Source organism: Geodermatophilus sp. URMC 65, from assembly GCF_053502545.1.
The window spans coordinates 5,508,683-5,520,569 of the sequence record NZ_CP199954.1 but is presented as its reverse complement, the minus strand read 5'-3'; the positions used below and the strand labels follow the sequence as shown (position 1 = coordinate 5,520,569).

Below are 11,887 nucleotides of genomic sequence, written 5' to 3'. Positions count from 1 at the left end.
GCGGGGTGGAGGAGGGGACGCGCCGCTACAGCTTCTCGGCCGCGGCGCGCAGGTTCCCGGCGGCGAGGGCCAGGCCCTCCAGGCGGTCGTACGCGGCGTCCTCGTGCTCGATGTTGACCGCCATGTCCGGGTCGACCTCGGCCAGCGCCCGGAGGAACTCCGTCCACCAGTCCACGTCGTGGCCCACGCCCACGGCGACGAACCGCCACGCCGGGTTCGCGGGCCAGGCGTTGCACCAGTACCCGTAGCCGGTGGGGACCTTGTCCGGTGCGTCGGCGGGGACCCGCTCGAACGAGGTGTCGAGCACGCCGCGGATGTCGACGCCCGGCGTGATCATGGCGTCCTTGGCCGCGGCGTGGAACACCAGCGGGCCGAGGTCGCGGATGCAGGCGACGACGTCCATGCCCTGCCACATCAGGTGCGAGGGGTCCATCTCGGCGCCGACGTTGGTCGCGCCGGTCAGCTCGACCAGCTTGCGCAGGGTCACCGGCGAGAACACCAGGTTGTGCGGGTGCATCTCGATGGCCACCCGGACGTCGTTGGCGCGGGCGAGCGCGTCGATCTCGGTCCAGAACCCGGCGGCGACGTCCCACTGGTAGTCCAGGACGTCCATGTAGACGCCGTCCCACGGGTTGACCACCCAGGACGGGTACCTCGCGTCGGGGTCCGAGCCGGGCGTGCCCGACATGGTCACGATGTTCCTGACGCCCAGCAGCCCGGCCAGCTCGATGGTGCGGCGCAGGTCGTCGGCGTGCTTCGGGCCGACGCCGGGCAGCGGGTTGAGCGGGTTGCCGTTGCAGTTGAGGCCGGTGAGCTCCATCCCGCGGGAGGCGAACGTCTCCAGGTAGTCGCGCCGGGCCTGCTCGGAGGAGAGCAGCAGGTCGACGTGGCAGTGCGGTGAGGGGATGAAGCCGCCGGTGTTGACCTCGACGGAGGTCAGGCCGTCGGCCTGCAGCACGTCGAGGGCCTCGGCCAGGGGGCGGTCGTGCAGGCAGGCGGTGTAGGCACCGAGCTTGAGGGACATCGGGGATCGGCCTCCCGGTCGAGGGGGTCAGTGGGTGGGGACGGCGACGGCGGCGCCGTCGGACTGCGCGGACTGCACGACGGCCTGGACGATCTGCATCGTGTGCAGCCCGTCGGCGAAGGTGGCGTTCGGCGGCAGCGGGTCGGGGGTGCCGACGATCTGGTCGAGGAACGCGCGGCACTGGTAGACGAACATCTCGGCGTTGCCGCCGCCGACGCCCGGGGCCTCCATCGGGTACCCGCCGGCGAAGTAGGGCATCTGCGGGCCGACGATGACCTGCCGCGCGCCGCGGGTGCGGGCCTCGGGCTGGCGGTCGTCGACGAGGTACTCCGAGGGCCGGTGCCAGTCGAAGGAGGCCCGTCCGTCCAGCCCGTGGACGTCGAAGGCCAGCCCGTTGGGCATGCCGAAGGCGGTGCGCGACACCGAGAAGGACGCCGACAGGCCGGACTCGAAGCGGGCCGAGAACACGGCGGTGTCCTCGTTCTCGACCTCGCCCATCTCCTCGCTCACCGGAGCGGCGTTGTGGCCCACCACGGCGCCGAGGGGGAGCGGCCGCTTGGCGATGTGCGTCGTCAGCACCGCCCCGGACACCGACACGACCGGTCCGCAGAGGAACTGGCCGACGTCGATGACGTGGGCGCCGATGTCGCCGAGGGCACCGCTGCCGGGTCCGCCCCTGTACCGCCAGGTGAGCGGGCCGCGCGGGTCGCAGGCGTAGTCGCACCAGTAGCGGCCGTCGAACAGGGTCAGCTCGCCCAGCTCGCGGTTCCGCACGTGGTCGCGGATCGCGGCGATGGCGGGGGAGCGGCGGTACGTGTAGCCGACGGCGGTCACCACGTCGGCTCGCTCCTCCGCCGCCACCATGGCCCGCGCGTCCTCCAGCGAGCCGGCCAACGGCTTCTCGCACAGCACGTGCTTGCCGGCGGCGATGGCCGCCTCGGCGATCGGCCGGTGCAGGGAGTTTCCGACGACGATGCTGATGGCGTCGATCGAGGGGTCCTCGACGACCTCCTCCCAGCTGGACACCGCCTTCTCGAAGCCGTAGCGGCGGGCCGCGTCGCGGGCCAGCTGGTCGTTGGCGTCGGCGACGGCGGCCAGCCGGACGGGCGGGAGCCCTTCCCCGAAGACGGTGTCCACCTGGCGGTACCCGGCGGCGTGGCTGCGGCCGGCCATCCCGGCCCCGATCACCGCCACGGACAGTGGTCGCTGCGACATGGCTGTTCCCCTCTCATCGGGTGGACGGGCCTGGCGGTGCGGGTTCCGCGCTGCCCACGTGGCACGCTCCGAGGTGGCAGCGCTCGACGTGACGACACGTTTGAAGCGCTTCAAGGATGGCGCCGATCACATCAGGGTGTCGCGGTCGTGTCAAGGGAAGAGGTGGTGGTCCTGAGCGCAGAGGAGTCGGTGCGTCGTCCCCGGCTGCAGGACGTCGCGGCCGAGGCGGGTGTCTCGCCGGCGACGGTGTCGCTCGTGCTGCGCGGCTCCCCCGGGCCGAGCAGCGGCACCCGCGAGCGCGTGCTCGACGCCGCCGCCCGGCTGGGCTACCGCCCGGACCGCGCCGCGAGCCTGCTGGCCCGCCGCCGCAGCAGGCTGATCGGCGTCCTGATGGACGTCCGCAGCACCTTCCACGCCCAGCTCGTCGAGGACGTCCACGAGGCGGCCGAGGAGCACGGGTACGACCTGGTGCTCAGCACCGTGACCCGCACCCGGGACGAGGGACGGGCGGTCGAGACGCTGCTCGACTCCCGCTGCGAGGCTCTGGTCCTGCTGGGGCCGGACGCGCCCGCCGCCCGGCTGAGCGCACTGGCCCGGCAGCTGCCGGTGGTCGCCGTCGGACGCCCGGTGTCGGCCGACGGCGTCGACGTCGTCCGGGCCGCCGACGACGAGGGCGTCGCGCAGGCCGTGGAGCACCTGGCCGGCCTGGGGCACCGGCGCATCGCCCACGTCGACGGTGGTCGCGGACCGATCGCCACCGCCCGGCGGCGCGGCTACGAGGGAGCGATGCGCCGCCGGGGACTGGGGGAGCGCGTGCAGGTGGTGGGTGGGGACGCGGGGGAGGAGTCCGGCGCCCGTGCGGCGCGCACCCTGCTCGGATCCGACGTCCGCCCCACCGCGGTGGTCACGTACAACGACGCCTCCGCGGTGGGCCTGCTCGACGCCCTGCTGCGCAGCGGGGTCGACGTGCCGGGGGAGGTCTCCGTCGTCGGCTACGACGACAGCCCGCTCTCCCGGCTCGCCCACATCGACCTGACCAGCATCAGCCAGAACTCCCCGCAGCTGACCCGGCTGGCGGTGGCGGCGGTGGTCGAGCGGCTCGACGGCGGCCGCACCGAGCGCCGCGAGGTCGTCGTCCCACCGCGGCTGGTGGTCCGGGGGACGACCGGCCCGCCGCCTGCGGGACCCTGACCTGACGGACCGTTGACAGTGGCGCGGGTCACCAGCGAGTCTTGAAGCGCTTCAACCGAGTCGCTCCCGACCGCGGAGACCCACATGGCCGAGACCGCCACCGCCCCCGCCGCCACCCTCGACTACGACCCGTTCCGGCCGGACTTCTACACGTCCGATCCGTTCGGCACCTATCGGCGGATGCGCGACGAGGCGCCGGTGTACTGGAGCGAGCGGTGGGGCTGGTACGCCCTGACCCGCTTCGACGACGTGCGAGCGGCGGCGCTCGACGCGGACACCTTCCGCAGCTTCGAGGGCATGGACATCGACGACAGCCGCCTCGAGCAGGTGCCCCCGGGGTCGATCGGGAGCATGGACAACCCCCGGCACGACGAGGTCCGCTCGGTGGTGCAGCCGTACTTCCTGCCGCGCCGGATCGCCCAGCTCGAGGACGGCATCCGCGCCGTGGTGCGCGAGCTGGTCGCCTCGTGGCGGGACCGCGGCGCGGGGGGCCGGGCAACGGTGGACCTGGCCCAGGAGCTGGCCTGGCCCATGCCCTTCGACGTGTTCTTCCACCTGATGGGCCTGCCGAGCCGCCACGACCACGACCCCCTGGCGCGGGCGCGGCGCGAGCAGCTGGAGCACTGGACGCACGAGCTCAAGGACCGGGTGCCCGGCACGCCGCACCTGACGCCGGTGGCGCGGGCGGCGACGGCCGGCGTCCAGCAGTACTTCATCGACCTGCTCGAGGACCGCCGTCGGGCCGCACGGGACGACCTGGTCACGGCGTTCGTCGAGGCCGACATCGACGGGGTGCCGTTCGTCGACGCGCAGGTCACCCCGGACTCCGAGGTCAGCGGACTGATGATGATCCTGTTCCTCGGGGGGGTGGAGTCCACCGCCGGGCTGACCGGCACGCTGTTCGAGCTGCTGGCCGAGAACCCCGACCAGCGGGCGCTGCTGCAGGCCGATCCGTCGCTGATCCCGGCCGCCGTCGAGGAGGCCCTGCGTCTCATCACGCCGCTGCAGCTCACCGCTCGCACGACCTCGCGCGAGGTCACCCTGCACGGGGTCACGATGCCGGCCGGCAGCCGCGTCGTCCTGATCCCCGGTGCGGCCAACCGGGACGAGCGCCAGTTCCCCGACCCCGACCGCTTCGACGTCACCCGCCCGCGGGGCCGGCACCTCGGCTTCGGCGAGGGCGTGCACGGGTGCCTGGGCGCTCCGCTGGCCCGGCTCGAGGCGCGGATCGCTCTGGAGGAGGCCCTCCCCGTGCTGGGCGACTACGAGCCGGCCGGCCCGCCGACCTTCTACCCGAGTTCCCCGAACATGTACGTCTGGAGGAACCTGCCGATCACCTTCGGCCGGTCGAGCCGCCGGCCGCACGTCGAGGCCGTCGCGCACCGGACGACGACCGTCACCCTCGCCACCGCGGAGTTCGAGGCCGAGGCGACGGTGGCCGCCAAGCAGGAGGTGGCCGACGGCGTCGTCGCCCTGACCCTGCGCGAGGCCGGGGGCCGTCCCCTGCCTGCCTGGCAGCCGGGCGCGCACGTCGACCTCGTCCTCGGCGGGGCGCCCACCCGGCAGTACTCGCTGTGCGGCGACCCCACCGACCACTCCGCCTACCGGCTGGGCGTCCTGCGCGACCCGGACGGCCGCGGCGGCTCCCTCTTCGTCCACGACCGGCTCCGGGAGGGCGACACCGTCCGCATCCGCGGCCCGCGCAACAACTTCCCGCTGGTCGCCTCGCCGCGGTACCTGTTCATCGCCGGCGGCATCGGCATCACCCCGATCCTGGCCATGATCCGGGCCGCGGAGGCCGCCGGCGCCGGCTGGGAGCTGGTCTACGGCGGCCGGCGCCGGGCCTCGATGGCCTTCCTCGACGAGCTCGCGCAGTACGGCGACCGGGTCTCGGTCCGCCCCCAGGACGAGACCGGGTTGCTGGACCTCGACGGACTGCTGGGCACGCCCCGCGCGGACACCCTCGTCTACTGCTGCGGCCCCGAGCCGCTGCTGGCGGCGGTCGAGCAACGCTGTGCCGGCTGGCCGCGCGGAGCGCTGCACGTGGAGCGGTTCGCGCCCCGGCCCCAGGCCGAGCCGGCGCGGGCCGAGGCGTTCGAGGTCGAGCTGGCGCAGAGCGAGCTCACCCTGAGCGTCCCGCCGGACCGCTCGATCCTGTCGGTCGTCGAGGAGGCCGGGGTCGGCCTCCTGTCCTCGTGCGCGGAGGGCACCTGCGGCACCTGCGAGACCGCCGTCCTCGCAGGTGTGCCGGACCACCGGGACTCGGTCCTGAGCGAGGAGGAGAGGGAGGCGAACGACTGCATGATGATCTGCGTGTCCCGCGCCCGCACGGACCGACTCGTGCTCGACCTCTGAACGGGGGTGCCTGCCCTCCCAGCAGCTGATCATGGGGTTGTGGCCGGCCCGGTCGGCGTGGCTGCGCGTGTCGCCGGCAACAACTCCATGATCAACACCGAGGGGCGCGAGCGGGCCCAGGGACGCGGCCGAGAGCGGGACCTCAGCGGGGCGGGGCGGTGGTGCTCCGGACGACGAGCCGGGGCGGGACCACGAGCTCGCGCTGCTCGACGGGGACCCCGTCGAGCCGGTCGAGGGCCCGCCGCACGGCGAGCGCGGTCAGCTGCTCGACGTCCTGGGCGACGGAGGTGAGGTCGACGGAGGACAGCCGGGCGATCCGGCTGTCGTCGTACCCGACCACGCTGACGTCCCCGGGCACCGTGCGCCCCGCCCGGCGGAGGACGTCGAGCAGGCCCAGGGCGCACCGGTCGTTGAAGACCGTGACCGCACCGGGCAGGGAGCCGGCCAGGAGGGTGCGCGCCGCGGCAGCGCCGTCGTCCTCGGTGAGCCCGCCAGGGAGGACCCGTGGGGGGAGGCCGTGCCGGCGCACCGCCTCGCGGTAGCCCCGCCGCCGCTCGGCGGCGCCCGCTGCCCGCCCGCCGTCGACGTGCACCACGTCGCGGTGGCCGAGCGCGACCAGGTGGTCCAGCGCCAGGTGCATGCCCTCGTCGTCAGCGGTCCGGACGACGTCGACCGCGGTGGACCGCACGGACCGGGCGACGACCACGACCGGCAGGCGGGTCGCGAGGTCGGTGAGGTGCGCGGCGGGGGACGAGGGGCCGAGCAGCACCAGCGCCTCGCAGCGGTCCCGCAGCAGGCTGTCCACCGCCCGCTGCTCGCCGCGCCCCGGCGTGACCGCGCTCAGTGCCAGCTCGTACCCGGCCTTCTCGGCGGCGGCGTAGAGCCCGGCCAGCAGGTCGCCGTGGAAGGCGTGCTGGACCCCGAACACCACGCCGATCAGCCGGCTGCGGGAGCTGCGCAGCAGGCGGGCGCGGGTGTCGGGGCGGTAGCCGATCTCCTCGGCGGCGCGCCGCACCCGCTCGCGGGTCGCGGCGCTGGCGCCGGGGACGTCGCGCATGACGATCGAGACGAGCGCCGTGGAGACTCCGGCCCGGGCCGCGACGTCGGCCAGTGTCGGCCGCCGGTCGGGACTCGTCGAGGTCACCAGGGGAGCGTAGCCCGCAGAACTAGAACGTTCTAGCCCGATCCCCTTGACGGAGGAGGGGAGCGCGGGCCACGCTGACGTCGGTCTAGAACGTTCTAGTGGAGGAGTCGGGATGGCGAGCGAGACGGTGGGCGTGGCCCTGATCGGGTCGGGGCGGATGGGGGCCTTCCACGCGGAGACGCTGGCCCTGCGCCTGCCCCACGCGCGGCTGGCCGCCGTCGTCGACCCCGCGCCCGGTGCGGCCGAGCGGCTGGCCGGGCCGCTCGGGGTCGATCGGGCGTACACCGACGTCGCGCAGGCCCTCGACGACCCAGCCGTCGAGGCCGTCGTGATCGCGGCGCCGGCCCGGTCGCACGCGAACCTGGTCGTGGCCGCCGCGGCCGCCGGGAAGCACGTGTTCTGCGAGAAGCCGATGGCGGTCACGCTGGCGGACGCCGACCGGGCGATCGACGCGGCCCGCGCCGCGGGCGTCGTCCTCCAGGTCGGCTTCAACCGCCGGTTCGCCGCGGACTGGCGGGCCGCCCGGGCGTTGCTGGACGCCGGGACGCTTGGCACCCCCCGGCTGCTGCGCTCCCTCACGCGTGACCCGGGCGGTTTCGACCCCGCCCGCGTCCTCCCGGACACGATCTTCCTCGAGACGCTCATCCACGACTTCGACACGCTGCGCTACCTCAACCCCGGCGCCGAGGCCGTCGAGGTGCACGCCGTCGCCGACGCCCTCGTCGAGTCCGCGTGGCGGGACCGTGGGCTGCTGGACACCGCCGTGGTCACCGTCCGGTTCGACAACGGGGCCGTCGCCGTGGCCGAGGCCTGCTTCGAGGCCGCCTACGGCTACGACGTCCGCGGTGAGGTGCTCGGCTCCGGCGGCATGGTGACGATGGGCGACGGCCGCCGCAACGGGATGGCGTTCTCCGGGCCGGCCGGGCGACTCGTCGAGACCGTCCGCGGCGACCAGGAGCTCTTCCCCGACGCCTACACCGCCGAGCTCGCCGCGTTCGTGGCGGCCGTCCACGAGGGGACCGCCGCGCCGGTGACCGGCGAGGACGCCCGCGCGGCCCTGGCGATCGCGCTGGCCGCGGCGGAGTCCGTGCGCGCCGGCCGCGCGGTGCGGATCGACGAGGTCGAGAAGTGACGCGGCCCCGTCCCGGGCACCGCCCCGAGCCTGCGACGGGTGGGGAGGACGGGGGCCTTCGCCTGGCCGCCTCGGCCGAGATGCTCTTCCTCGACCTGCCGTTCGCCGAGCGGGTGCGGCGCATCGACGGCCTCGGGTTCGAGGTCGAGATCTGGGACTGGACGGCGAAGGACGTCGACGAGCTCGTCGGGACCGGCGCGACCTTCTCCTCGATGACCGGCTACGTCAGGGGCACCCTGGCCGACGCCGACGGTGCGGAGGAGCTGCTGCGCACCGCCGAGCGGTCCCTCGCCGTCGCCGAGCGGCTGGACTGCCCGCGGCTGAACGTGCACGGGACCGGGCTGGACGGCCGCGGGCTGCCGGTCGTCCCCACCGAGGTCGTGTCCCCGGCGATGTGGCTGACCGCCGCGCGCACGCTCGAGCGGCTGGCCGCGCTGGGGGAGCGGGCCGGGCGGGTCTTCACCCTGGAGAACCTCAACACCGCCGTGGACCACCCGGGCACGCCGTTCGCCCGCGCCGCGGACACGATCGCGCTGGTCGAGGCCGTGGGTAGCCCGCACCTGCGGCTCAACCTGGACCTCTACCACGCCCAGATCGGCGAGGGGAACCTCGTCGCGCTGGTGGAGCGGGCGCTGCCGCTGGTGGGCGAGATCCAGGTGGCCGACGTGCCCGGCCGGTGCGAGCCGGGCACGGGGGAGATCCACCACCCGGCGATCGCCGCCGCGCTCGACCGGCTCGGTTACACCGGCGTCGTCGCGCTCGAGGGCTGGGCCTCCGGGGACCCGGAGCAGGCCCTCGACCGCTTCCGCACCTCGTTCGAGCCGGCGCGCTGACGCCGGCGTCCTCAGCGCGGGTCGCCGTCCACCGCGGGCGGTGGCACCGGGGCCCGCCGGGTCGGTGACCGGCGGGGGATGCCCAACCGCTCGGCCGCCTGCACGGCGGCCCGCCGGGCGCGGACGGCATCGGCACGGGCCTCCGGCGGCCGCTCCCGGTGGGCCGGGTCGAGCTCGGCGGACATCCGGTCGACCGTCGTCAGCAGGGTGGAGGTGAGCTCCCGGAGGCCGGCGCCATTGCGCGGGTCGTCGATCAGCAGGTCCTGCGCAAGCGAGCGGCCGCTGCGCAGCGCGTCGAGCGCCCCGGCGAGACGCTGCCGCTCCCATCCCGCACCGGTCCCCACCTCGGTGAGGAGCAGGCTCCCGAACTCCCGCACCGTGGTGCCCATGCGTGCCAGCAGGCTGGAGGTGATCCGCCGCACCGCGTCGGCGTAGGCCGGGTGCCCGTCGTTCCCCGTCCGTCCCCGGGTGGCGTCGTCGATGGCGCGGAACAGGGTCCGCAGCGACACCGAGGTGTGCTCCAGCGCGTCCAGTCCCTGCCGCATCCCCGGCCCGATCGGCGGGGTCCGCAGCGCACGCACGTTGAGACGACGACTCTCCTCGGCATGGGCCAGCGCCCGGTCCACCCGGGGTGCGTGCCGGTTGAGGCGCCGGGCGTCCTCCAGCCAGCGCGCCGACTGCTCCGCGCTCACCGGCCCGGCGGACAGGGCGGCCGCCGCGTCGTCCAGGAGGCCGGCGATCTCCCCGGCGAACCCGTACACGGCCCGTCCGGCGTACCGCGTCTGCACCGCGGGCGGGAAGGCCAGGTTGACGAGCATGCCGACCGCGGCGCCGATCAGCGTCTCGACGACCCGCCCGCCCCCGACGGACTCCACCCCCGCAGTGCCGACACCGAGCACCAGCATCGCGCTGATCGGCACCTCCACCAGGTGCGGACCGAGTCTCAACAGCTGGCCCACGACGATGGACGCCGCGACGAGACCTGCGAGGCTCCACCAGGTCAACCCCACCGCGGCGACGACGAGCACCGCCAGGGCGACGCCGGCCACGACGCTCGCCACGCGCTGGACCCCGTTGAGCAGGGTGCTGGTGAGCGTGGCCTGCACGACCAGGAGTGCGGTGAGGGCGGCGATGATCGGCGGCGGGTCGTGCAGCCCCACGAGCTGGGCGATGAGGAAGGCGGCCACCGTGGCGCCGGTCATCCGGCCCGCGCGGAAGGCTGCGGACCGGCCCCGCGTGCGCACGCGGAGCAGGAACTCGGCCGCGGGACGCGGAAGGCGCAACCCGGTACCCGCGCTGTGACGGGTCACCTCGTCATCCTCCATCCCGGGACCGGGCCGCGAGCCCCTGGTCGGCTCGGCCGGCATCAGGCAGGAGTCGTCCCCAATCACCACGTGGACGTCGCGGTCGGGGCCGGCCATGCGGATGCCGATGTCGCCGCAGCGTCGTGGATCCCGACGTCGGGTCGATGTCCGTGCGGACCAGGACACGGACGGCCGGCACACCCCGTGGGCGCGCCGGCCGTCCCGGCCCTCCTGCTCCGCTCAGGGACGGGCGAGGAGCGACTAGCGGAAGTTGCCCGCCGAGAACGACTCCTCCAGCTCCTCCAGGGAGCGCTTGCCGGTCTCGGGGAGCATCGTCTTGAGGAAGACGATCGCGATCAGTCCGAGGACGACGAAGACCAGGAAGGCTCCCTGGATCTTGATGGCGTCGACGAGGATCGGGAAGACGAACGCGATGACCGCGTTGGCCACCCAGAGCATCAGCACGCACACGCCCATCCCCAGGCCGCGCAGCCGCAGCGGGAACAGCTCGGACAGGACGACCCACACCGGGACGTTGAGGGCGAGCTGCATGCAGAAGACGAAGAGCACCATGAAGGTGAGGATCACGAACGCCTTGGTGAGGCCCTCGGGCAGCAGGTACGAGGAGGCCACGATGAGCGCGTGGCACGTCGTGGTCGCGACGAAGCCGCCGATGATCAGCGTGCGGCGCGGCACCCGGTCCATCAGGAAGAACAGGCAGATGGCCGAGCCGACGACGGCCAGCACGCCGTTGGCGACGTTCGCGATCAGCGCCGCGCTGGCCGAGAAACCGGCCACGGTCAGCACCTGGGTCCCGTAGTACATGATCGAGTTGATGCCGGTTGCCTGCTGGGCGATGGCGAGCCCGATACCGACGATGAAGAGGTGGCGGACCCACCCGATCTTGAGGTCCTGCCAGCCCCCCATGTGGGCCTCTTCCTCCTCCTCGGCCAGGAACTCGACCTCGGCCATCTCGGCGCGGGCCCGGTTCTCGTCCCGGACCTGCAGGAGGACGGCGAGAGCATCGTCGTGGCGGCCCTTCGAGATGAGCCAGCGCGGTGACTCCGGCATCCGCATCATCCCGACGAACAGCGCGACGGCGGGAACGGCGGCGACCGCGAGCATGTAGCGCCACACGCCCTCGTGCTCGCCCCAGACGTTGCCGATGATGGCGTTGATGATGAAGGCCAGCATCTGGCCGACGACGATCGCGAGCTCGTTGCGACCGGCGAGCCCGCCCCGGCGCTCGGTGGGAGCCAGTTCGGCCAGGTACACCGGCACGGTGACCGAGGCGCCGCCGACCGCGAAACCGAGGATCACCCGCGACGGGATCATCATCTCGAGGCTCGGGGCGAATACACCGCCCAAGGTGCCGACGAAGAAGATGACGGCCAGGATCGTCAGCGTCTTCTTCCGGCCCAGGGTGTCGTTGATGCGGCCGCAGACGAGCGCTCCGATCGCGGCCCCGACCAGCAGAGTGCTGGTGACCGCGCCCTCACCGGCCGCGGTCAGCCCCAGGTCCTCCTTCATCGGCTCCAGGGCGCCGTTGATGACGCCGGTGTCGTAGCCGAAGAGCAGGCCGCCGAACGTCGCGACGACCGTCACGAGGTCGAGCCGCCGTTGGTGCGGACCTGCCGTCAGGGGTGGCAGCGTCACGCTGCCGGGCTTGTGGGTGTCCATGGCCTTCTC

At 73.9% G+C, this 11,887-nt stretch carries 9 protein-coding genes; 4 read left to right on the top strand and 5 right to left on the bottom strand.

Going from position 1 to position 11,887, the window contains the following annotated elements; all coding sequences use genetic code 11:
• Window positions 1-25: 25 nt before the first annotated feature.
• Together ACWIX7_RS26560 and ACWIX7_RS26555 are read right to left on the bottom strand one after the other, a co-directional pair.
• Window positions 26-1,024 carry a sugar phosphate isomerase/epimerase family protein gene (locus ACWIX7_RS26560; RefSeq protein ID WP_448619389.1) on the bottom strand — a complete coding sequence of 333 codons (999 nt, stop codon included), beginning with the start codon at window positions 1,022-1,024 and terminating at the stop codon, window positions 26-28.
• A 27-nt stretch (window positions 1,025-1,051) separates the two neighbouring features.
• A complete protein-coding gene (locus ACWIX7_RS26555; protein WP_448619388.1) occupies window positions 1,052-2,239 on the bottom strand; it encodes a Gfo/Idh/MocA family protein in 1,188 nt (395 codons plus the stop codon).
• Between the two features lie 165 nt (window positions 2,240-2,404).
• Between ACWIX7_RS26555 and ACWIX7_RS26550 the strand changes: the two genes are divergently transcribed.
• Entirely contained in the window at window positions 2,405-3,430 is a 1,026-nt protein-coding gene (locus tag ACWIX7_RS26550) for a LacI family DNA-binding transcriptional regulator (protein WP_448619387.1), read from the top strand.
• Between the two features lie 84 nt (window positions 3,431-3,514).
• A complete protein-coding gene (locus ACWIX7_RS26545; RefSeq protein ID WP_448619386.1) occupies window positions 3,515-5,785 on the top strand; it encodes a cytochrome P450 in 2,271 nt (756 codons plus the stop codon).
• 142 nt (window positions 5,786-5,927) lie between these two features.
• Here the strand turns inward: ACWIX7_RS26545 and ACWIX7_RS26540 are convergent, their stop codons facing one another.
• Window positions 5,928-6,929, bottom strand: a complete 1,002-nt coding sequence (locus ACWIX7_RS26540; RefSeq protein WP_448619385.1) for a LacI family DNA-binding transcriptional regulator — start codon at window positions 6,927-6,929, stop codon at window positions 5,928-5,930.
• A 112-nt stretch (window positions 6,930-7,041) separates the two neighbouring features.
• Between ACWIX7_RS26540 and ACWIX7_RS26535 the strand changes: the two genes are divergently transcribed.
• Both ACWIX7_RS26535 and ACWIX7_RS26530 read left to right on the top strand, forming a co-directional pair.
• Window positions 7,042-8,061, top strand: coding sequence for a Gfo/Idh/MocA family oxidoreductase (locus tag ACWIX7_RS26535; protein WP_448619384.1), 1,020 nt, complete (start codon window positions 7,042-7,044; stop codon window positions 8,059-8,061).
• The gene (locus ACWIX7_RS26530; protein WP_448619383.1) at window positions 8,058-8,894 is read left to right on the top strand and encodes a TIM barrel protein; all 837 of its coding nucleotides are present in this window, start codon (window positions 8,058-8,060) and stop codon (window positions 8,892-8,894) included. Before ACWIX7_RS26535 ends, ACWIX7_RS26530 begins: the two co-directional genes overlap by 4 nt.
• An 11-nt stretch (window positions 8,895-8,905) precedes the next feature.
• On the opposite strand, the gene ACWIX7_RS26525 is transcribed toward ACWIX7_RS26530, so the two are convergent.
• Entirely contained in the window at window positions 8,906-10,204 is a 1,299-nt protein-coding gene (locus tag ACWIX7_RS26525; protein WP_448619382.1) for an FUSC family protein, read from the bottom strand.
• 255 nt (window positions 10,205-10,459) lie between these two features.
• Complete coding sequence (locus tag ACWIX7_RS26520; protein ID WP_448619381.1) at window positions 10,460-11,878, bottom strand: sugar porter family MFS transporter; 1,419 nt, start codon at window positions 11,876-11,878, stop codon at window positions 10,460-10,462.
• Window positions 11,879-11,887 lie beyond the last annotated feature (9 nt).